This is a genomic window from Streptococcus urinalis 2285-97 (genome assembly GCF_000188055.2).
GTDB classification, from domain to species: domain Bacteria; phylum Bacillota; class Bacilli; order Lactobacillales; family Streptococcaceae; genus Streptococcus; species Streptococcus urinalis.
On sequence record NZ_AEUZ02000001.1, the window covers coordinates 794,530 to 817,288 of the forward strand.

Below are 22,759 nucleotides of genomic sequence, written 5' to 3' on the forward strand. Positions count from 1 at the left end.
GAAATAACTATGAGAAATAAAAAAATACAGGATTCATGTACAACGATACTAGAAGCAAAGGATCCTATTGCTTTTTGGAATGCAGGCGTTAAACACATTCAGGTGTCAACAAAAACATTCGACGCATTTCAAGGCAAAAAACAAGCATCAACATTAGATGATGCAACTGTCAATAAATTAATTGATGGCTTACGTAGATAAAAAATCACCGCTTGGGATAATACCCGAGCGGTCATTTTTATTTGCATTAGGTATATATATGTGCTATCATAAATAAAAAACAGGAGGTCATCAAGATGTCAGAAGAAAAATTTGAAGCAAAAGCAGATCAATTAAAAGGTAGTGTCAAAGAAGGCGTTGGCAAATTAACTGGCGATAAAGAATTAGAAGCTGAAGGAACAGCTGGTAAAGTTATTGGAAAAGGTAAAGAGTTAGTTGACGATGCTAAAGAAATCGTAGAAGGTGCTATTGATAGCATAAAGGATAAAATGAAATAAAAGAAAATCGCTCTCTTGATTGAGGGTGGTTTTTTTCTGTTTTTAAAGTCTATTTTCTATCAATTGTTTTAATTCTAATAAGTCTTCATGTGTAGCATTATTGTTAATAAAACTTCGGGCACTAGACCTCTTAGTTAAATAATTACGATGTTCTCTATTTTTAGCATTCCAATTTTTACATGCTTTTTGTGATTGGTCGGTTATAATGGAAAATAAAAAGGGTGCAAAAAAGGGGCAGAATGGATTAAAAATGAAACTATTTTGAACTTTCTACTATATGAATAACGTTTAAAAGTAAGTGGTAAGAGTTTTTAGAATAGAAAAGTACATTAAGGAGAACAGAGAAATCTGTTCTCTTTTTGTTCGCTTAAAAACTTAGAAAGGTAAAGTGAACATGGAAAATATTGAAATTGTATTGGACATCGATACCCTTGAAATTTTTCAAGTAATCAGACATGATTGTACTCCAGTTGATGAAATCGTTAATGAACAATTAACATTGTTTGAAACTATTTAATTTCATTTCTTTTCAAAAATGGTATTAGCTATGAAGAAAAATAATTTATATGAACAATTGATTAATAGTGAACCAATGGGATTTATTGATCCTCTAACAGATCTTGGAGAGTTTGATATCTATCAGATGAAATTTAAAGAGCCTGTTAGGCACTTGAAAAACAAATATTCTGACCAACCCTATTCACTGCATTGGCAGAATAAAATTGAGGAAATGCGTAGCTTATTTATTGAGTATCAAAAAAGTTTGAGGGAAGAAGTAGAAGAGGAGATCATTATTAGCTCCAGAGCAAGAAGAGCAGAAAATAAAGAGTATCTCAATGAAATCGTACATACCTATTTGAAGCTTGGCTTTAAATTTCCTGAAATTGAAAAACGTGTATCACTATCTGTGAAGCGTTTAAGAAATCAGTGGAACAGAAGGGATCATATTTCAAGCCATAAGATAGTTGTATTATTCAAAGATGACTTAAAGAATGGTTACTATGATTCTAAGGATTATTTACCAAAAAATTCGGGATTGAAGCTATAAATGAAGAAAGAAAATATGAATCTAAATAAAATTTTTAGTCTAGTTATAAAAGATGGACTACGAGAATATAAATTTAAAAATAGTCATCTTAAACCTCTTGATTATCAAGAGGAAGGAAATAAAGGTTCTATTTTCGCCTATCGATCAAAAGAAAATATGATCAGTGCTAAAGGTGTTGTTATTACTTCAGTTGAAGCACTGAAAGAGAACGACACTCAGTTTACTCACTGGACACCTAATGTTTATCGATACGGGACCTATAGTGATGCTCGACGTTTATATACTCGAGGTCATGCTGAGAAAAACCTTCGTCAGATTAATTGTTTCTACGTCGACTTTGATAATCCGCCTGAAGGCGAAAACATTAATTCGGGAGACATTTTAACTGCCTCAATTGATTTAGGCTTTATGCCAACGATGATTTTAAGAACAGATAAAGGCTACCAGGCATACTTTGTACTTGAAACGGCAGTATATGTCTCATCTCACACACAGTTTAAAGCTATTTCAACGGCAAAACTTATTTCAGATAACTTGAGAAAGTATTTTAAAGAACAATTATTACCTGTCGATATGGGATGCAACCACTTTGGAATTGCTAGAATTCCGAGAACTGATAATATTGAGTTTTTTGAAGAGTCCTATTGTTATTCATTTTCAGACTGGATTGATTGGTCAAGCAGACAAGGTAATTATCCCAATAAAAAAGCTAACCTTTCAATCATTGCAGGTACTCAAGGAAAAAAACAAATTGATGAGCCCTGGTATAAACTATTGATGAATGAATCAAACATAAAAGGGGCTAAAGCATTGATGGGAAGAAATAGTATTCTTTTCACTTTGGCTTTGGCCAATTATTCATCAGGGGTTAGTCAGATAGGCTGTGAGGATGCACTGAGTGATTTTAATAATCATTTAGATGAGCCATTATCAAATCAAGAGTTTCAAAAGATAATCCAAAGTGCTTATTCAGAAAAATATGAAGCAGCTAGTAGAGAATATATAAAACTATTATGTAAAGCATGGGTAGATAAAAACCTTACTAGCAATGATTTGTTTATTAGACAAGGTTGGACTAAATTCAAAAAACCAAGGTCAGTACGACAAAATAGTCACCACCATGAATGGAAAGCTGATATTATGGCCTATCTTGAAGGTTTTGATCATGATGCTGATCCTTTTCTTCAGACGACAAAAAAGGCTCTTAGAGAGCAATTATCGATCCCTGAGAGATCGCTAGATCGAGTTTTAAAAGCACTTAAGACAGAACAAAAGATTTTCTTAACGACAAAAAGTGGGAGAAAAGGAGGCATAAGATTAGCTTCCGTAAAAGCAATATTTATCTCAATTATGCAGGTAAGAAAAAAGCGTCAAGAACAGTTTTTTAGTAATATGGCCACTTTTTTTGAAGAGCCTAAGTCTTATATCTATAAAGTAATAGAAAGGATGAAGAATGAAATTAAACAAAGGAAACAATTGTCATTATTTGAGAGCGATGTTGGATAAAATTAAAACCCGTCAACTGCCATTACATTATATCTATGATACTAGACTAGGTTCTTAGTATTGTACTACTAAATATTTTAATAACAAAAGGAGTTTTGAAAATGAAATATATTATTTTTAGCTTTGAAACAGGAGATTACCTAAGTGATGAAAATGGCCATTTAATTGTATTTGAGAGTCAAGGACTAGCCTGTCAATATTTGCAACGCCATTGTCACTTGGTTATGCCAGTTTCTAAAACAAAGAAGTATACAAATTATCCACCATACTATGCAGCACCTTATCGTTTTCATCAAGTGAGCTAGGAGAAGAAGAATATGGGAAAACAATATTATATTATTAGAGGGTTTTACTTAACTGGGCTTGGCCAGGAACCTGAGGTTAACTATTTTAAAATTGATTCTGATCATCCTGATTTTGACTTAGTACTAGCAGGAGACGTGTGTTTAACGTTTTATCAGAATAACTCAGTTATAACAACACTTCCTGCATTAATTAGGATAGATGGTTTGATAAAAAATGATAAGGAAGTCCAGGAGTTTTTGAAAACAGAAAAAGAAGAGCATATTCCTTTTCTGCCAATTGTTCAAATTTATCCTTCATTTGATCCTTTGATGTTTAGTAGGTTGATGTCGACGTGTAAGTTGATGACTGAAGAAGTGAAGAAGCAATCAGAAATTCATTTTGTTCAGAGTAGTATTTTTGATTTTATTGAGGAGTGAAAAAATGAGACGTAAAATATTTGTTTTTGGAATAGGAGTCTTGCTGGTTATCCTAGGCTTTGTGAGTTATTTGAAACTGGGCCAAAATTATGATTATCAGCTGACACAAGATGATTATTTGAATGTGCTTATGTCAAAAAACTACAATATTGTGTGTTACAAGAAAGGCTGCCCATATTGTGAAAGTAGTAAAACATCTATTTTAAAGGCAAAGAAAAAGAGCCCTATTACAACATTCTTTGTTGATGTGGACTCAAAATCTGGTAAAAAAATAGTTGAAAAATACAGTATTGAAAAGGCTTTTTCAATCATTGTTGTCAGGGATAATTTTGCAAAAGTTTACCAGTATGCACATAAGGATGAGAACGGACATATTGGACCAAACCAAGCAAAGATTAAGGAGGCCTTCAATGACTCAAAAAAAGAAGATTAGTAGGTGGGCAGAAACAGCTTTTCTATCTGACGATGAATTATGGCGTGCGGAAATAACTGAGGGAATGGTTGTCTTAGGTAAACTTCCTGATGGTACCTATACCTTGCACCGTTTTAACGATGAAGGGGGACATCTAAGTCATATTTCAGAAAATGAAGCTTTATGGTTAACGTTGGAACTCGCTCCAGAGAAGATGGATGCTCTTTAGGAGGATTTAAAAATGGGAGAAAAACAAATGAGACAACATATGCTGAAATGTTATCCTCAGTATTTTGAAGCGGTAAAAAGTGGTATCAAAAATTTTGAATGTCGCTATAACGATAGAGATTTTAAGGTTGGCGATGAATTATTATTGAGAGAATATGATCCAAAACAAGGATATACGGATCGATGCATAGTTAGAAAAATAACCTATGTTTTATCGGACTTTACCGGTTTAAAAGATGGCTATGTGATTTTAGAGTTGGCTAAGAGAGAGTCAAGTGAAATTGAACGAGAAAGAGCCTTTGATATCCTTAAAAGAAAAAACAGAGTGTTATCAACAAAAAATACAGAGTTAGAAGTTGATAATCTAGCTAAAGAATTTGAAATAAGGCTGTTAAAAACTGCTTTTGGAACTATTATAAAAGGTATTGCAAGTAAAGAAGTAGCAGTAAATTTGTTTGATTTATCTATGCAAAAGTTTAAGTTTAGATTGTCTGAGGTGTCAGTAGATAAAGCAAGCTCAGATAAAGTATACATAAAACAAATCAAGCAAGACTTTGAGCAGATTGAAAGTGAATTAGAAAGAAGAATTAGAACGGAGCAATAATGGGAATAATAGAATTAGATGCAAAATACTTCGCAAACTTCGGTAAAGTCCCCCCTTATAAAGCGACAGAAATAATTGGAAAAGGCTATCCAGATGATTTTATCACCCCAGGAGAGGAAAAGAACTTCCTTATTTTGAATCAAGAAAAAGCATGGATTGTCCATGCAGATTCATTAGTATCTGTAGCTGAAGAGTTAGAAGGATTCTTAGGGATGTCCGTGGATGATTTCATTATGGTTTCTCTTGGAACACCGTATCATAAGAGATTTATATTTAATGATGATTACGAGATTTGGGAAAGCTACTTTAAAAAATTAAGAGAGGCCTATTATTCGGACCAATCTTTTAAATAGAATTTATTTAAAAGATTACTGTCGGGGGTCTCTCCTTTTAAGAGACGGATTTTTAAATTTGAAGTGACGAAAAATTTTCCCCAAATATAGAGATGGAAGGGCTCACCAGATTGACAATGTTTTAATAATTTTTGATGTTGCTGGATATTTTCTTTTAAAACATCCGCATTGATAAACACTGCAGGTTTCTCAAAATAGGCATCATCAAGTTGACATTTTTGTTCAAATTCTAACAAAATCAAAAGTTGACCATTTTTGTTTCTTACTTTTTTAGCACTAGCTTTACCATGATGGATTTTCTCCTCAAAAGATAGCTTGTAATGTCCGTGACGCAATTCATAAAAGAAAGAATCTAGTGGTCCAGTTGTACCGTTGAAATTAACGATATCTTTTGGATGTGAGAGAAAGTGGTTAACGGTTGACGATAATTTTGAAAGACGAGTAGAACGGTGTTTAACTGTTGGAAACTCAAAATCAGATTGATATGTCTGACTGTTTTTCCCAGTTGAATAGTTCTTCTGAGAAGTTCCAACTTCTTCATAAGATGTTGGGTTACTTGAAGATAAATTGATAATTAAGTCTTCAGAAGGTTTATAAGTATGCGTATTTTTTTTCTTAGTAGAGCGTTTTATAACTTTAGTTATTTTAGAAATATTTGGGCATGAGGTGGTGTGCTTGCCATCATATCCACTCCGATATTTAAAGTATGGAGGAACCTTCCATTTATCTGGAGAGCTTCTTACATTGACTAAGGTTACGGGCACGTCACAGTTTTTATTACACCTGAATTCATCTGAATCAAGAGGACGCTTATGGAAGTAGGCATAGGCCTCTTGGGGTGATATGTCATCTTTGAAATGTTTCGAATATGCATGGTCGTGTTTCATATATAGAACCTCTTCTTGTAGTTACTTTATTTTACCACTAATTTATTATTTATAGAAAGCGTGTAATTAACATGATAGAAAAAATAGAAAAGATTTTTTTGACCATAACAAATGGTCCACTTGGCCAATTCATTCAACGGATTGTTTCTTGGTTTCAAGAGAATGTTATAAAAAGAAAACTCATCATTTTTAGCCTTTTAATGACGGTGTGGATTGGTCTCTTACTTTCAGCGATATTATCTCCGGAAAGGAAAACTTATTCACCAGATCAATTAAAAACGAAGCAAATATTTTCAAATGAATCTGGTGAAATTAATTTGATTAGTCAGCTCTATTCTCCAGAGACTGGAATTATTGTTCTTCAGTTTGAAACGAATGATGCTACTTCCAATATTGATCGTGGAATTGATACTAATAGACTAGAATGGAAGCTCTACTCAAAACAGAAGTCACTAAACGCTACTATGGACGTCGTACCAATCATTGATAAAAAAATATCGGTTATCATACATAATGTACCAAAAGATTTTGAAGCTTTTGCTATCGATATCAAAAATAAAACAGTAGTTGTTAAAGATGTTGATGTAGATTTAGATACGACTCCATCCTCAGCTAGGAGTAACAAATCAGCTCAAAGTTCTCCAACTAGTACAGTTCAGTTTTTTATAGCTAAGGAGAATCCAGAATTAAAATCTAAAGTAATTAAGAATACCACACGAGAACAGTTTACTTTATCTGAGATTAAACAGGAACTCAAATTTCAAAAAAGTCAAAAAACCAAGCTAAACAATTCGATTATTAAACTAAAAAATTCAATTGCTGATGATGAGAGCACAAAAATAAATCTTAATAATGAGGCTAAATATTTATCAGGTGATGACCTTGTTCAGAATCAAAATGATATAGAGTCAATCAATTCTAATATGGAGTCAAAAAACCAATCCATTGATACTGCTAATCAGAATATAGAAAAAGTAAAAGAAAAAATTAAGTCTCTTAAAAAGAAAGAGGCTGCTGTTAAAAATGGTACTTTTGAATTCTCTAGTTCAATAGTAACCATTCAAAAGAATTAAGAGTTAAGTTAAATTATGGAAAACGTTTTATATGTTTTGCTTATCAAATTATTGGGAATACTTGGTCTAACTGTACTATATCTAATTGCTATTTTAATTATAATAATTATTACAATACATAGGAGAATTGAAAATGAAAACTAAACTAAAAAAGATTATTCCTGAGGATAAAAAAGGAATTCAATTATCATTACTAATTTTTTTTAATTGGCTCATAAAATTTTTGTCTAGATGGACCTTTTTAATTCTATTAATGATTTGCATCGCTGGTCTTTGTGGTCGTGCTGCTCGGACGAGTGATTCAATTCATTTTATTCATGGAATATTTTTCATTCTTTTGGTAATAGAACTTTTAAAAATTAGACCAGGTAGAGAGTATAAATCATTAAAAAAAATATTTGAAATATTATTGTTAAATATTTTTTTTACCTCTGCATTAGAACAACAACTTACTGTCCCTTTGGTGAATAAAGCCCTTCAATTAACAAGTGTTTTTGCAATTATTTATATACTAGTCAGTTTCTTAAGTACAAAACTTTTACACCATTATCTTTATAAAAAAGTTCTAAATAAATCGTATTTAGGTATTCGCAAACCAAGTGATCCTCGAATGCCAGAAGATAATGTCTATAATGATTTTAAGATTCAAGATGTTAATGAGCGCTTAAAAAAGATTAATCTAAATGCCGTTCAAAATACCTATCATGAGTTTGTTAGATTAGATGAAGTACATTTAGAAGAAGTTTACTTTAATAAAATTCCTTTTGATATAACAAAAATAGAACGAGAAATAATTTACAATAGGAGTTATCAAAAAATAAATTTAGATTTTCAACTTTATCCTCTTGGTTTGCACTATTTTGGACATCGATTGATAAAACTTTCTACAAATTATTCTGATGCTACTTTTTATTATGCCTCTAAACTTTCTCTTAAATTACGTAAAAAATTTAATATCAAATAAAAAAATGAACTTCTAGAGAATACTACTAGAAGTTCATTTTTTACCGAAAAACTAAAGTTACCCCTTAACACCAAATAAAAATTTATCACTTATAATGGTTCTATATTTTAGAAAAAGGAGAACACTAATGGCAAGAAAAGATTTATCAAAAATTGATGCGGATCTTGAAACTGCAAAAGCAAAAGTAGCACTACTTGAAGAGGAAAGGAAAAAAGCTGAGGAAGAAAGCTTTCAAAAAATTGGTCAAGCATATTTTCAACTCAAGCGAAAAATGAATAAGACAATTACCCATAAAGAAGTTTTATCTTCAATAAAACAAGAAATTGCTACACTAAAAAATGAGTCAAAAAATTTCCCAGCTGAAGTTCATTTGAGTGATAAAAGCGATCAATAATATTTTGAATTGATCTTAAATTGATAAAAATTCCAACTTTTATCCTAAAAAATAGTGTGCTATAAATCAATTAAAAGATGTGCTATATGAAAAGAGGGATAAAAAAAGTGTGCTCTAACCTCTTTTTAGGGGTGTGCTATACTGACACACCTTGTGTGTCATAGGTAGGCTATGCCGAGAAAATTGGGGACACTGGAAACGTTGATACTATCAACATATCCCGACTAGGGATATCGGTTTCCCTTATGCTCTTTTTTGACTTTAAACACAGATTAGACAATAGTCTATATCGATTAGTGTTTATGAGTTAAAAAAACCGCAAAAATAGAAAATTTATTTTCGTACTGTTGCGAGGTTTAGGTTTTATTTTTTGCTTCTTTTTGCTTTTTCCTCGTGAAAAGAAAAAAGAAGGGTGCATTTTTATTGTGCTACATTTTAGAAAATGGAGAAATCTTCAAATGGTAAATATAAATAATAATGTGGAACTAAAAATTCGTGGTCTCGAAAAACAGGAAGTCGAATTTTTAAAATTACTTGCAAAGAAAAATAAGTTTTCTTCTCTAAACCAATTCTTAGTTTCAATTTGTCGAGAAAAAATAGAGGTTGGAAAATTAAATAGAGCAGAACATTTATATATTACATACTTGGAAAATATAAATCAATCCTCGAACTTTATTTTAAAACAAACTGAAAAACAAGTTAGACAACTTCAAGAATTTGAAAAACAAATGGATAGCTATGCTGATAAAATCTCAATGTGGTTGGAGTATGAAGGAGAGATAGAAGATGAGTAAAAAAAACATCCTGATTCGAAATGTTCCTGAATCATCTTTCCATCAACTTCATATGAAATCAAATGATTACCATTTTACAAGCTTTAATGAATTTATGCTTTCTCAAATAGAAAATATTGTTATTAATGACGGTTTAAACTTGTATCAAAATAAATTTGCTGAGACTTTAGAAAAAATAGTTGAACAACAAAAAGAAATATTAAATAATCAAAAGCGAATTGAAATAAATCAACTGGCTTTAAAAAATAAACAAATTATTGTTGAAGAATTGACAACTAATTGGCTTCATTTTATGGATGATATCGATGCGTTAGCTGCAGAAAGAAATGCAGGAGAGCTATGATGAAGAAAAATAAATTTTTTACTGTAATGATTATTTTTTTGTCAATTATTTTTGTTCAACCAAGAAGTAGACAATTTCTTGTATCAGTATTTACACATAATGATTTTGCTAGTCAGATTGGTATAAGTAATTCAACTGAAGAAAAAATAATAATACTCAGTCCAGAAAATAAAAAAATAAATCAAGAGTTGGTTAATAAAAAATTTGAAGGACAACAAGTTATTCAAGTAAATGACCATGCTCAATTTACACCAGAAGAACTGTCACTTAGTAAAAATTCATGGCAAAGTTTCTCACCTCTTGATTATTTAAATCGTGTACAGGTCGCAAATGCGATGTTGGGTAAAGAAATAATGCCGACTGTTCAGAGAGATGAAAGACTCACTGTAACACCTACAGGGTTTAGGAATAAAAAAATAATTATTAATGGAAAAGATGGCTATCTATTTAATAGATGTCATCTCATTGGTTATCAATTAACGGGAGAAAATTCTAATCCTAAAAATTTAATGACAGGAACTCAAAATTTAAACGCAAACTTTGAAGATGAAAAATCATCAATGGTCTACTATGAAAATATGGTGGCTCACTATATCAGATTGACAAATCATCATGTGAGATATCGTGTTTCACCACTATTTAAAAATGTTGAGATGGTTGCAAGAGGCATTCGTATCGAGGCCCAAAGTGTGGAAGATAATCAGATATCGTTTGATATTTATATTTTTAATGTACAACCAGGATACAAAATAAATTATTTAACAGGACATTCCGTAAAGGAAAATTAAAGGAGAAAAAATGGCCCAAGAAATTCGCAATAGAAGACATGTTTATTTAACTGATGAAACAATATATCAGTTAGCTGAGATTACAGAATTTTTAAAGTCAAGCCAAATGACATTTAAACAGGAACGTAATCATTCACAAATTATTAATCTAATTATTTCTACTTTTTATGACCTATTTATCAAGGGAAATGAGTCGAAAAATTACTTTGAGTTACTTGGTCAATATCAAAAGGGACAATTTGATTATCTAAATAGAATGGAGTCAACACTTAAATCATTTCAAAAACAAATAGATTTACTTCAATATTTAGAGCTAACAAATTTCCATGCAATCTCAAAAGGAACACAATTTGACATTCAAGATTTAGAATCTATTCATTCAAAAATTGATCCTCAACAACATGAATTAATTGCTCGTATTGAAGATATTATTAAAGCAGATATTGCAAGAGGTCAAACTCAAAAACATTATCATTAGTATTTAGTTATCAATTAGAAGGAGATAACATTGAGTGAACAAACAAGTCCTGGAATAACTTTTATGTTACAGTACACAGAAGCTAACAGCGGTTACGTGGATTATACCAATCGTTCAGAAGCTGTTTCAATTAATAATGAGTTAGCTTTAACGAAAGATCAAAAAACATTTGAGGATATCACTGAAGAACAACTCGTTTCAATTCAAGAAACGGTACCAGAACAAAAACTAAACTTCAAAGAATATATTGATTACATGAATAGATCATATGCTACTGAAAAACAAAATGAAGATGTGACGGCGATCTTTAACCAAGAATCTAACTATCTTCAAAGAGGAAAGATTTCTGAATTAAAGCAGAATTTAGAAGAAGCTTATAAGAATAATTCTCTTTTATGGCAGGGTGTTATTTCTTTTGATAATTCTTTTTTAGAAAGTCAAGGTCTGTATGATAAAGCTACTGGTCAAGTTGACCAACAAGCAATAAAAAATGTGATTAGAGATGCAATGCCAAAAATGATTGAGAAAGAAGGATTATCTGAATCAGCTTTCTGGTGGGGAAACATTCATCTTAATACAGATAACATTCATGTTCATATTGGTTTGTCTGAAATTAAATCAGACAGAGAAAAAATATTTTACGCTCCTCGAGGACGGATGGAATATAAGGGGAACTTCTCCCAAAAATCTATTCAAAAATTTAAAAGTGAAATATATAATGGTTTGATCAATGAAGAAACAAGATCAATTATTTTAAGGCAAGAACAAATTCTTTCAAATATAAAAACAGATCTCTTAAATAATGTGCTAGATCATAGTCAAACAATCACTTCAGCTGAAAAAAATTTTTTGGAACAGGCCTTCAATCATTTACCAAATCACCGAGTATCATATAAATCAAATGCGAAAGATTTTGCGGTTAGTAAATTCTTTATTAATAGATATATTGATTCTTATCTTATGAATGAGGGAAAAGCTGAATTTGATAACTATCTATCTGAAACAGTAACTTTTTTAAAAACATATGATGCAGCCTATTCAGGAATTAAAGGACAAAAATTTGATAAGTTACGATATGTTAATGGCCAAGCTATACGTTCTGAAGAATCTTCCCAAGGATATGACTTAGATAAATTATTAAACAAACGTATTAATGAGTTGAGAGAGCGATTAGGAAATAAAATACTATCAAAGTTTAAAGAAGAGGGCCCGCATTTTCAATCAATTCAGCTGAAAAAAAATTTGGATCAGTTTTCTTTCAAAAATCAAGAAAAAATATTATCACAATGTCCAGATGCAAGCGTGATAAAGGATGCTTCGGGATGGCAAAAATTGGGCTTTAAAGTTTCAAAGGATATTAAGCCAATACTGATTTCTAAACCAGTGTATGAATCTTATGATAAATATGGAAATGGTATTGGAGAAGTTAGTTACACATTAAAACCATTCTATGATATTAGCCAGGTATATAATGATATAGCTAATAAGCAATTAAATTTAAAAGATTTATCAATACTCAGTACAAATGAACTACGTCAATTAGTGGATGCTGCAAAGAAGAAAGAAAATCCTAATCAAAAAGAGCGACAGGAATTAGGGACCTATCGCTTTGCTTTGAAATTAAGAGGTATTGAAGATGAACGTGCTATGCTATTAGTCACTTCCCAGTTACTAAATTCTGTCCAACCAATTGATAGTGATAAAGCTTTTCTAACTGTCAAAAAAGAAGAAGTGACAGAAAGACTAAAACTAACTGAATTACAGTTAAAGCCCAATTATCAATTGACCCAAGTAGAACTAAATGAGAAAAAAGAACTAAGTGATAAATATGTCAATTGTGTACAATATCCAATAAAAAAATCAGATGACATCAGTGTTCAAAAACCCATAAATCAATTATTAAAGGAAATGAAGTCATTAGAAAGCTTAAAGGATGAAACTATTTTGACATATGTAAAAGGTTTTGAAGTTTCTAAAAGTAACTATATTGAAGAACTGAGAAATCAAATTACTATTTTTAAATTAAAGAATACGATTTATCATAATAATCACTTAATTGAGCAATCGTCTAATAATCAATCAGGTGAGTTGCTAAAACAGCAGAATGCAATTCACTTTAAAGAACTAAAAGAATTATATAAAAAGCTAAATCCTCCTGATAAAGAAAGTCAAAACCAGATAGCGCAAAGCGTATCTAAACAATTGTCACAGAATCGCCAACAAAAACAAATACTTCAGACTGAAAAAGTCCCATTTAAGCCCAGTAATGATTTTATGAAAGGGTTATCTAGTGTTCTAAGAGGCGCAGGAAGAAGCAATAAAAAAGCTCTTGAAGAACGTATTAGAAGCGATGAAAGAGCTGAGAGGGAGGAAAGAGGATTAGGACTATAGTTTTAGGTAAGAAGAAAGCAAAAAACAAGAAGCTATATTTCACCTCAAAACCACACTAATTAAACATATTGACTACAAAAAATTGTAGTCTTTTTTATTTGTCTTTTTTCCCCTTAATGCATGCTATTTATATATCTACTATTCTTAATATCAAGGAGGAAAACAAATGAAATTACTTTTTCCAGATTTTGAAATGCAAGACTTTGATTTTAATGAATTTTGGTTAATCAAAGCTATTAATGATGAGTCAAAAGACGTTTTATTTGAAGGACGTGGAAAGAACGCTGATTTAGAGGTTGTTCTTAACTATGCATCAAATGAAGATGATTTTAAACTCTTATCTGTTGGAGAACTGATCGTTCTATCCTCTCATCAATTTGTTGTTGATGACGAGGAAAATTATCAACCAATAATTGAACTCTTTTAAAGAAAGGATAAAAAATTTATATGGAAGATCAGAATATATTGAGTCCAGAAGCTAGAAAACAATTCAGAAAAGAACGTGTTGAAAAGGCTAGAACAAGGTCCATTTTAGATGTTGCTGAAGCTTTAAAAATGGAACTAGTTAAATCTGGAAATGATTATCGTTGGAAAGAACATAATAGTCTAGTGATTACACCAAATAAAAATGTTTGGAAATGGTTTTCTCGTGACCAAGGTGGGGATGCTATTGCATTGGTTGAAATGATAAAAGAGGTCAATTTCAATCAGGCTGTAGACTTTTTAAATGATGGAACTTTTCAGGAATTTATTGGTAATAATGAAATAATCGAAAACTTTAGTTACTATTTAAAGCCTTATGAACAAGAGTTTCTTGAAGGAAGAGATTATCTAAAGAATCAACGTAACTTATCAGATGAAACGATATCTTTCTTTCATGATCAGGGAGTTTTAGCACAAGCAAATGCTAAGTTGAATAATAGTATTGAACCGGTTATTGTCTTTAAGACCTTATCTTCTTCAGGCGAGGTGGTCGGAGCAACACTTCAGGGAATCAATGAGAATAGAGAAAAATGGCCAGAACGTGGCTATGCAAAGTCTATTATTCGTAATTCTGAAGCTTATAATGGAATGCACGTTGATATTGGTAAACCGAATCGATTAGTCTTTACAGAAAGCCCTATCGATTTAATGTCTTATTATGAAGTACATCAGAATGAGCTAAATGATGTGCGATTAGTTTCAATGAATGGTTTAAAAGAGTCGACTGTAGGACGTCATTTATCAGAATTAGAAGCAGAACTCTCTAATAGACCTTTAAATTGGTCAACTGAAGAACTTGGAAAAGGTTTAGATATTGCTTTAGAGAAAGGTTATTTTAACAATATTCAAAACGAAGGGAAAATTACCTTTGCGATTGATAATGATGGAGCAGGTATTGAATTCTTAAATAAGATGAAAGCTAAAGGGATTATCTTTATAGAGGATTTACCTCCCCTGCAACCAGGACAAAGTAAAACGGATTGGAATGATTATTTAAGAACAAGTAGACAAAAAAAAGCACCTGAAATTCAGGCACAAAAAAAAGAGAGGACCAATGGTAGTTCGGGGTCTTTACAGGACAATCCTGAAGGCAGTCCCACACCTGCTTCACAAAGTGAAACCTTTGAACGCTCTGTTACCAGTCGTCCTACACTATCCTCTCATTTACTTCATTTTAGCATAAGAGAGGACTTCAAGTCAAGTGGACGTGGTTCTTATAGGTATATTTCTCCAGCTGATTTAGATAAATTAAATAGACGGAGTGCGATTATTCAAGAAGGAGCTAATTTCTATTTGAAAGAACTGGCAAATTCAACTATAAGTTATATAACTTCTGAAGGGAAAATTGTTCAAGTACAATTCAAAGAAGAAAATTTTATGCATTTAACAGGGATAAAACCGTTAGGACATAATCAAACTGCGGAAAAAACATTACATGACTTTGCGAAAGGTAATGGTAATTTTGATAATATTATGCTTTCTCGAGGAGATGGTGCGTTTTCAAAACTTAATGTTTTACCTGATTTGCCAGTAACCCTTAGTTTAGATGCTTTCTATTTTGATAATCTTAATGACATTAATCGTTATTCAGGACGGTTTGATAGCTTAATCAAGTCCGATGATAAAGATATTATGTTACTCTTTAGGGCTACTGAAAAAGATGGAATACTTCCAGTTTCTGTATGGGAAGCTAGAGAGATACATATAAATGAGCTTAATCAAGCTAAAAAAAATGAAATCATTGCTATTTATCGAGAACGTGAGGGACGATTAGAACAAATTGCAATTAATGACTATTTCATACAAGACCAAGGAAAAGAACTACAAACAATCTTAGCTGAAAAACAATTTAACAATATTAATGCAACTGATAAAACAGAAAGCTTTACAGCTATCAATGATTATCATGTAAAAGTTAGTCAAGCTCAAAAACTTGGAGTAAGACAATTTGAGAGTGGAGAAAGCATTTCATATCAAGAATTTGTTTCAAGTTTATATAAAATAAATCAAGAAAATGATAATGAGCATTTAAGGATAAGTTTCAATATTTATGATCCTGATGGTCAACTGATTAAAGACAACGTTAATTATATTGTCGGCGAGGAGACAGAACCAGTTTCCAGACTATTAGGACTTGGTTTCGCTCGTCTAAAAGGACAACCAGAGCTTGCTGAAATTGATGAAAAAGTCTTATCACAACTAGAGGAATTAAAAGTCAATGAAGAACTGTCACTTGAAGCAAATGAATTATCAAAGAGGCAGTTAATTGCTGAAGAAGATAATTCAACTAGTGACATTAATCATTCATATAAGACAGCTAAACAGTCAGTTAAGGAGAGTCTAGCTCAAAAAGTAGAACAGATTGTAGAAAGGGAGAGTCAATCACAAGCTATTGAAGAATCACCTTTTGACTATAATACTGCTAGTGCTTACGATTTATCAGAAAAAGCACTTCAAAATATTAGAGATTTTACAGAGTCCCCTGAAAAACTGGAAGAATATCTAAATTTCATGAGTCAGTTTCCTAAACTATCACCTCGAAATGTCGCACTTGTTCAGGCTCAATGGCCTGGCGCAAATGCTGTGGCAACTTTTAATCAATGGAAGGAAATTGGAGATCAATTAGGTATCACATCAGATGATGTGACTATTTCAAAAAACACTTATACCAATAAAAAAACGGGTAAGACTAAAGAAGTTATCAATGATAGTCTGTCAGTTGCTGCTGGAGAAAAATCAAGAATTCGGTTATTTAGACCCCAAATGGTAAAAATGATTCCAGTCCTTGATAATGACGGAAATCAGTTGATAAATAGTAAAGGAAATCCAAAATTTAAACCACTTTCTGAGGCTACATCTGAAGAAAAAGAAAAAATCACCAATGGGGAGTTGCAGGTTAGACAATTTCAAGATAGAGATCTTAAAACTGGCCAAGGCAAGTTTACAACTTATAAAGTATTTGAACTCTCTCAAACTAATTTGAAACATGAAAGTTATCCTAAAGCAATGCCTAATAGACAATTTGACTTTAATATAGATAAGATAAAAGCTAAGAAAGTTTTTGACGGGCTCAGTCACTATGCTAAACAATTAGGAGTTCCTATGGAATTAGACCACACAAACTCTTTAGGAAATGCAAAAGGTGCCTTTTCTCCAGCTGAACAACGTATTTTATTAAATTCTAAAAATACTCCTGGAGAACAAATTGCAACTGCTATTCATGAATTAGCTCACGCCTCCTTACATAATCCAAAGTTTATTAAGGGGAGTCAGTTGTTGCTAACTTCTACTAAAGAATTTGAAGCCGAAATGTCTAGTTACCTAGTATCAAAACATTTTGGTTTAGATACATCAAAGGAAGCTATTTCTTATATGGCTAATTGGACTAATAACCTCAAAAAATTGGATGACAAAGAACTTCAAAATGCAATGAAACGAGTTCATAAAACTGTTTCAACAATAGTAACTAGTGTTGAAAAGAAAGCTTTACCAATAAAGTCTCCTAACTTGAAACAGAAAAAATCCGTAAATTTTTCTCAGCCTCTGAAGAGAGGTATTAAACTATAACGAAAAGGTCCATTCATTTATGAATGGGCCTTTCCCTTTAATGCAGTGATTAAATTTATTGATTAGACTACTAACAATAGTAAATAAGGAGAATATTATGTTAACAGTTATTTTAGCAGAAAAAGATCAACAAGCTCAAGACTACGCTGAAGCTCTTGGTCAGTACGTGTGTAAGGATAAAGTCTTTATTGTTGAGCAAACAGATTATTTCGAAGGTCCAGTTCATATTGTAGCTTCTGAAGGTCATTTATTTGAGTATGAAGCTCCTCAGGATAATTGGAGTCTAGATAGTTTGCCACTTTTAGATGTATCTTTTAAACAACATCTGAAAGAAGATAAAAAATCAAAAGAATATTTCAATCGTATTTATAAGGAAGTTATTAAGTGTGATCGTATCGTTATTGGTACTGATTCAGATCGTGAAGGAGAACGTATTGCTTATTCCATACTTTCGCATATTCCTAACGCAAAAAATAAAATAACAAATCGCTTATGGGTATCGTCTCTCAGCAAGAAAGGTTTAGAACAAGCTTTTAAAAACTTAAGGGATCCTCAAGAAACCTATGATTACTACTTAGAAGCTGAAGCACGTGCTCAAAGTGATTGGCTTGTAGGAATGAATCTATCACCCTATACAACATTAGAATTACAAAGACAAGGCAAATTACCAAGAAAAAAAGGTAATACGTTATCAGTAGGTCGTGTTCAAACGAGTATTGTACGTCTGATTTGTGAAAATGATGTTGCAATTAATAATTTTGAATCCACACTATTTTATAAAATCAAATTGGAAGATCAAAATACAAATATTATTTTTTCAAACACTGAAAAGATTGAAAGTAGTGAAGAAGCCTTAACGATATCAAGAGAATTCCAGAGAATATCACTGGTTTCTAAAGTTGAAAAAACAATCAAACAAACACCATCTCCAAAATTATTTAATTTGGCTCAAATACAGTCATTTGCTTCTAGTCGATGGAAGTTCTCAGCTGAAAAAACTTTGAATCTAATTGAGGCTTTATATTTAAAAAAATACATTACCTATCCCAGAACGGATTGTAATCATATAACAGAACACGAGTTTAACTATTTGAAGGATAACCTGGCCCGTTATCAACATACTATTAATTGTCACTTTTCTCCTTACTACTTAGAGCCTAGAGAAAATTATGTTGATGGAGAAATAGTAGCTAAATTAAGCCACTATGCTTTAGTACCTACAGAAAACATTCCAAATCTCTTAAGTTTATCCTCAGATGAACGCCTTATCTATGAAGCAATTACCAGGAGAACACTTCTTATGTTTGCGGAAGATTGCAGTTACCATTTAACAACTGTTTCAGTTGCCAATAACGGTTTAGTTTTTAAAACCACTGGTAGACAAATGATTACTAAAGGATGGACTGAATTATCAAATCAACCACTAAAAAAAGATGTTATCTTACCAGATTATAAAGTTGATGACGAAATAGTGAGTAGAGTAACTATTGAAGAAGGACAAACACAAGCTCCTAAACGCATAACTGAAGATCAGCTTATTGGAACGATTTTACCAAAATATGGACTTGGAACATCGGCTACTAGAGCAGAAATGTTAAACACAATTCAAAAGAAAGAATATGTGGTTAAAGATACAAAAACGTCACAATTTACGCCAACAAATAAAGCTTACTTATTAATTGATTTCTTATATGATAATGAATTTTCAAATCCTGAAACGACAGCGGGTTGGGAGTTGTTCCTCAGCCAAATTGGAGAAGGGAAAATTAATCCAAGAGAGTTTGTTGATGCCATCAAGGAGAAGATTCAATCCCAAATGAATTTAAAAAAGAATGGAGAAATAAGTGACTAAAGAAAATAGCAATACCCCGATGTTAGATCGCTATACGGATAATCTTTCTGCTGATGTTTCTTTAAGACCAGAAGACTTTCATGTATATGGTAGAGATAAAGAAATACAAATGGTTATTCGGTCTTTGAAACGTAGATCTAAGAATAATCCAGTTTTAGTCGGTGAGCCTGGAGTAGGTAAGACGGCAATAGTTGAAGGGATAGCTTTAGCAATCATACGTGATGAAGTACCTGCCCATCTAAAAGGTATGACAGTTAGATCTCTTGAATTATCTAGTTTAATGAATAATGAAGAGGGTGGTAATTTCATTACTAAGTTTAAGGGAATCATCGAGGAGATGGTTGCTACTAGTGATGAGAATCTCTTATTTATAGATGAGTTTCACACCATTATGGGTGCTGGTAAAGATGGACAATCATTAGATGCAGGAAATATTATTAAGTCGGTTTTAGCTCGAGGCAAACTAAAAATTATTGGAGCAACAACTTTAGATGAATACCATGAATTTATCGAGGAGGATAGGGCTCTTGAACGTCGAACACAACCGATTATGATTAATGAGCCAAGTGCTAAAGAAGCCTTTCAAATCATTTCACAAGCTAAGTCTGTCTATGAAACGTTTCATCAGGTGACTATTTCTGATATCGCTGTTGAGCAAGCTATTCAACTTTCAGTACGATATGTTCTTGATCGATTCTTGCCAGATAAAGCATTTGATCTATTAGATGAAGCAGCAGCTTATTGTTCAAGTGAAGGTAAAAAGATTGTTACTGAAGTAGAAATTGCTGAAATACTGAAGTTAAAAACCGGCATTCCTATTTCAACTATTTTAAAAGATGATAGCTTTCGTTTATCTGAACTAAGAAGTCGTTTGAAAGAAAAAATTAAAGGACAAGACCAAGCAATTGATGCTGTTGTTGATGCAATAGCCATTTCAAAAGCAGGTTTACAGGATGAAGATAAGCCAATTAGTTCATTCCTCTTTCTTGGGCCAACAGGTGTAGGAAAGACCGAATTGGCTAACACCCTTGCGACAGCTTTGTTTGATGATCCTGAAGCTTTACTTCGATTTGATATGTCTGAGTATTCACAAAAAGAAGATGTCAGTCGTATGATTGGGGATCGAAAATCGAAATCTAAAGGGGCTTTAACCGAAGGTGTAAAGAGAAAACCTTATTCTATTCTCTTAATCGATGAAATCGAAAAAGGGGTTCAAGAGGTTCACGATCTTCTACTTCAAGTTTTGGATGCAGGTCACCTCACAGATGCTACTGGGAGAAAGATTAGCTTTAAAAATGTCATTGTCATTATGACTACAAATATAGGCGCCCAAAAGATAATCAATAAAGCTGAAATGAGAGGAAATATTAAAGACCTGACAGATAGAGATAGACAACAATTTGAAGCTAGTATGGATATAGAACTTCAAACAGAATTTAGACCCGAATTTCTAAATAGAATTGAAAATCAGGTTGTCTTTAATCTTTTAGATAGAGAAACAATCGGAGAAATAGCAGTAAGTAAGTTAGCAGAGTTTGAAAGCAAGTTAAATCAACAAGATATTGAACTCAGCTATGATCCTGAAGTGATTGACTATTTGATTGCTAACGGAACTAATGTCAAAAAGGGTGCAAGGCCATTGACACGTTTAATTAAGAAGAAAATTATCGCACCAATATCCTTTAAATTACTGACATTAAAACTAAATCATGAACCTCAGTTATTAAAAATTTCAGTTGAGGGGAATGCACCTGATGAAAATCATCGCATCGATAGGAGAAAATTACTTTTTCAGTTAGAAGAAAAAACTCATTTTAGAAGTGAGCTTACCCCTTAAAGCTTATTTGTGTGTTATCTCTTACACTTAAATAGTCAGATCAGTTCAAAGGAGGACAAAATGAAAAAATATTTGGCAAAACAATTATTATTTGTGAGGAGTAAATCAAAACACTTTTTACTATCTCTTTCTCTATTTTTAGCAACGTTACAAACCCATGCGGTTTTCGCGGATGATCCATTTGCTAAAACAGAAAACTTAGCTAATCAAGGTATTTCAAAAGTACAAGGAATTGGAATTGTTTGTTTTGGATTTGCTGCTGTAGTTACGGGGCTTGTCTATGGTTTTGGAGGACGTGAATTAAAAGCAAAAATTAAATCTCATTGGCTAGCAATTGCTATAGCGATATTTGCTGTTTCAGCAGGACCAAGTATTGTTGAATGGTTTTTCAATTTTGTTAAAGGAGGATAAAGATAAGACACTATGATTTTATTAAAGAAAAATCCAAGGTGTCTCATTACAGATGAACTATTTTTAGAAGTTGAATGGCAAGATGATATATCACCTATGAATGATCCATCATTATTTGAACTTATAGAAACAATTGATGATCATTTATTAAGAGAAAGTCATCAAACCATTGAGGCTACTCTTCCCTATTTATCTTTTTATCAAGCTGATTTGTTATTTTCAGCTCTCTCACAATCATACGGCTATTTTACATTTAAGAAAGTTAGCTTGTGTCATTTGGATAATAAAGGTAAAGGAGCAAGTTCAGAGGGGGAACTCTTTGCTTCTCCATATGTTGTTCCGGCAAATTATACTAATTTGTTAGAACCATTTTTTATAGCTATTACATTAGACAAACAGTTTAGCGATTTTTCTTATAACGAAAAAAGAGAATATTTTGTTGTAACGGTATTTCCGACTTATAAACGAAGCCTAAAGTTATCAGAAAGTGCTATGCCAGTCTTTCCAAGTGAAAGTGACTTAGCCAAAATAGCACACGAAGCAAAGGATTACAATCAGACATCATCTGTAAAGACACCAAATAATACTAAAGCTGATTCAAGAAAATCTAATCAAAATTCATTGAAAATATGGTTAATTTTAGTGCTTATATCAAGTTTAGCGATTGTATCATTCTTTTTAAGTTTTTCTCTAATGGGTAGAACAAATGAAGCTAACAAAAAAGTTACTTACCTTAATGGAGAAATCCAAGTGTTAAAAGATAGCCAAAAAATAGAACATCAGATAGATGTTTTCAGCCGTTATTTTATTCCGGTTTATTTTTCGGGTGATAAGCAACGCTTGTTAAATTTTCTTGATGATGGAGATGCTAAGTACACAGAGCCCAAGAAAGAAGTTGTTCAATCAGTTATTTTAGAAAAAGTTTCAAAAAACAAAAGTAAAACTTTTAATGTTGTATATGTTTTATCCCTTAAAAACAAAGATGATACATATAGACAAATAAGAATATCATTTAATGTTAAAAAGTCAAAGGTAAAACCATATGGTTTTGTTCTAATTAGTGAGCCAGAAATAACAGATTATTTTAAAGATCTCAATAATAAATAAATGTGATATCCCAAAATATC

25 protein-coding genes and 1 pseudogene are annotated in these 22,759 nt (G+C 31.9%); 25 read left to right on the forward strand and 1 reads right to left on the reverse strand.

All coding sequences use genetic code 11. The features are described from left to right. Positions 1–9 precede the first annotated feature (9 nt). From STRUR_RS04060 to STRUR_RS04105, 11 genes and pseudogenes are all read left to right on the forward strand, one after another. Positions 10–201, forward strand: coding sequence for a hypothetical protein (locus STRUR_RS04060; protein WP_006739501.1), 192 nt, complete (start codon positions 10–12; stop codon positions 199–201). Between the two features lie 95 nt (positions 202–296). Further along, positions 297–497, forward strand: a complete 201-nt coding sequence (locus STRUR_RS04065; RefSeq protein WP_006739006.1) for a CsbD family protein — start codon at positions 297–299, stop codon at positions 495–497. A gap of 388 nt (positions 498–885) precedes the next feature. After that, on the forward strand, positions 886–1,014 hold the full coding sequence (locus STRUR_RS12010; protein WP_265092863.1) for a hypothetical protein: 129 nt from the start codon (positions 886–888) through the stop codon (positions 1,012–1,014). A gap of 30 nt (positions 1,015–1,044) precedes the next feature. Continuing rightward, positions 1,045–1,545: a modification methylase Sau96I gene (locus tag STRUR_RS04070; protein WP_196792561.1), complete on the forward strand. Its 501-nt coding sequence runs from the start codon at positions 1,045–1,047 to the stop codon at positions 1,543–1,545. A gap of 15 nt (positions 1,546–1,560) precedes the next feature. Beyond that, positions 1,561–3,051 (forward strand): primase C-terminal domain-containing protein, encoded by a 1,491-nt coding sequence (locus STRUR_RS04075; protein ID WP_196792562.1) that lies wholly within the window; start codon positions 1,561–1,563, stop codon positions 3,049–3,051. A gap of 101 nt (positions 3,052–3,152) precedes the next feature. Beyond that, the gene (locus tag STRUR_RS04080) at positions 3,153–3,356 is read left to right on the forward strand and encodes a hypothetical protein (protein WP_006739692.1); all 204 of its coding nucleotides are present in this window, start codon (positions 3,153–3,155) and stop codon (positions 3,354–3,356) included. A gap of 12 nt (positions 3,357–3,368) precedes the next feature. Continuing rightward, complete coding sequence (locus tag STRUR_RS04085) at positions 3,369–3,773, forward strand: hypothetical protein (RefSeq protein ID WP_006739199.1); 405 nt, start codon at positions 3,369–3,371, stop codon at positions 3,771–3,773. Between the two features lie 4 nt (positions 3,774–3,777). Then, the gene (locus tag STRUR_RS04090; protein ID WP_006738442.1) at positions 3,778–4,206 is read left to right on the forward strand and encodes a hypothetical protein; all 429 of its coding nucleotides are present in this window, start codon (positions 3,778–3,780) and stop codon (positions 4,204–4,206) included. Then, positions 4,184–4,414 (forward strand): hypothetical protein, encoded by a 231-nt coding sequence (locus STRUR_RS04095; RefSeq protein WP_006738792.1) that lies wholly within the window; start codon positions 4,184–4,186, stop codon positions 4,412–4,414. Before STRUR_RS04090 ends, STRUR_RS04095 begins: the two co-directional genes overlap by 23 nt. A 27-nt stretch (positions 4,415–4,441) precedes the next feature. Continuing rightward, a pseudogene (locus STRUR_RS11620) lies at positions 4,442–4,666 on the forward strand (DUF3850 domain-containing protein); the annotation flags it as partial. Between the two features lie 350 nt (positions 4,667–5,016). Then, positions 5,017–5,370 carry a hypothetical protein gene (locus tag STRUR_RS04105; RefSeq protein WP_006739176.1) on the forward strand — a complete coding sequence of 118 codons (354 nt, stop codon included), beginning with the start codon at positions 5,017–5,019 and terminating at the stop codon, positions 5,368–5,370. Here STRUR_RS04105 and STRUR_RS04110 read toward each other — a convergent pair. After that, positions 5,346–6,257: a hypothetical protein gene (locus STRUR_RS04110; RefSeq protein WP_006739856.1), complete on the reverse strand. Its 912-nt coding sequence runs from the start codon at positions 6,255–6,257 to the stop codon at positions 5,346–5,348. The genes STRUR_RS04105 and STRUR_RS04110 overlap by 25 nt on opposite strands. 71 nt (positions 6,258–6,328) lie before the next feature. On the opposite strand from STRUR_RS04110, the gene STRUR_RS04115 reads away from it, so the two are divergent. The 14 genes from STRUR_RS04115 to STRUR_RS04180 all read left to right on the forward strand — a co-directional run bounded on the left by STRUR_RS04115 (position 6,329) and on the right by STRUR_RS04180 (position 22,739). After that, positions 6,329–7,330 (forward strand): hypothetical protein, encoded by a 1,002-nt coding sequence (locus tag STRUR_RS04115; RefSeq protein ID WP_006738590.1) that lies wholly within the window; start codon positions 6,329–6,331, stop codon positions 7,328–7,330. A gap of 133 nt (positions 7,331–7,463) precedes the next feature. After that, a complete protein-coding gene (locus STRUR_RS04120) occupies positions 7,464–8,294 on the forward strand; it encodes a hypothetical protein (protein ID WP_006739064.1) in 831 nt (276 codons plus the stop codon). A 127-nt stretch (positions 8,295–8,421) separates the two neighbouring features. Continuing rightward, positions 8,422–8,688, forward strand: a complete 267-nt coding sequence (locus STRUR_RS04125) for a hypothetical protein (RefSeq protein ID WP_006738445.1) — start codon at positions 8,422–8,424, stop codon at positions 8,686–8,688. Positions 8,689–9,146: 458 nt separating this feature from the next. After that, the gene (locus STRUR_RS04130) at positions 9,147–9,482 is read left to right on the forward strand and encodes a hypothetical protein (protein WP_006738888.1); all 336 of its coding nucleotides are present in this window, start codon (positions 9,147–9,149) and stop codon (positions 9,480–9,482) included. Further along, positions 9,475–9,825: a hypothetical protein gene (locus STRUR_RS04135; RefSeq protein ID WP_006740261.1), complete on the forward strand. Its 351-nt coding sequence runs from the start codon at positions 9,475–9,477 to the stop codon at positions 9,823–9,825. Before STRUR_RS04130 ends, STRUR_RS04135 begins: the two co-directional genes overlap by 8 nt. Continuing rightward, a complete protein-coding gene (locus STRUR_RS04140; RefSeq protein WP_006739932.1) occupies positions 9,825–10,613 on the forward strand; it encodes a DNA/RNA non-specific endonuclease in 789 nt (262 codons plus the stop codon). Before STRUR_RS04135 ends, STRUR_RS04140 begins: the two co-directional genes overlap by 1 nt. Before the next feature lie 10 nt (positions 10,614–10,623). Continuing rightward, on the forward strand, positions 10,624–11,091 hold the full coding sequence (locus STRUR_RS04145; RefSeq protein ID WP_006739020.1) for a hypothetical protein: 468 nt from the start codon (positions 10,624–10,626) through the stop codon (positions 11,089–11,091). 30 nt (positions 11,092–11,121) lie between these two features. Beyond that, positions 11,122–13,482, forward strand: a complete 2,361-nt coding sequence (mobP2, locus tag STRUR_RS04150; protein ID WP_006739082.1) for a MobP2 family relaxase — start codon at positions 11,122–11,124, stop codon at positions 13,480–13,482. Positions 13,483–13,648: 166 nt separating this feature from the next. Next, the gene (locus STRUR_RS04155) at positions 13,649–13,909 is read left to right on the forward strand and encodes a hypothetical protein (protein ID WP_006738619.1); all 261 of its coding nucleotides are present in this window, start codon (positions 13,649–13,651) and stop codon (positions 13,907–13,909) included. A gap of 20 nt (positions 13,910–13,929) precedes the next feature. Continuing rightward, positions 13,930–17,532 carry a PBECR4 domain-containing protein gene (locus STRUR_RS04160; protein ID WP_006740028.1) on the forward strand — a complete coding sequence of 1,201 codons (3,603 nt, stop codon included), beginning with the start codon at positions 13,930–13,932 and terminating at the stop codon, positions 17,530–17,532. Between the two features lie 97 nt (positions 17,533–17,629). Continuing rightward, positions 17,630–19,384 (forward strand): type IA DNA topoisomerase, encoded by a 1,755-nt coding sequence (locus tag STRUR_RS04165; protein WP_006739580.1) that lies wholly within the window; start codon positions 17,630–17,632, stop codon positions 19,382–19,384. After that, the gene (locus tag STRUR_RS04170; protein WP_006740496.1) at positions 19,377–21,221 is read left to right on the forward strand and encodes an AAA family ATPase; all 1,845 of its coding nucleotides are present in this window, start codon (positions 19,377–19,379) and stop codon (positions 21,219–21,221) included. The genes STRUR_RS04165 and STRUR_RS04170 overlap by 8 nt, the downstream gene beginning before the upstream one ends. A 60-nt stretch (positions 21,222–21,281) precedes the next feature. Then, complete coding sequence (locus tag STRUR_RS04175; RefSeq protein WP_006739861.1) at positions 21,282–21,632, forward strand: TrbC/VirB2 family protein; 351 nt, start codon at positions 21,282–21,284, stop codon at positions 21,630–21,632. Between the two features lie 12 nt (positions 21,633–21,644). Continuing rightward, on the forward strand, positions 21,645–22,739 hold the full coding sequence (locus tag STRUR_RS04180; protein WP_006740077.1) for a hypothetical protein: 1,095 nt from the start codon (positions 21,645–21,647) through the stop codon (positions 22,737–22,739). The last annotated feature ends 20 nt before the right edge of the window (positions 22,740–22,759 follow it).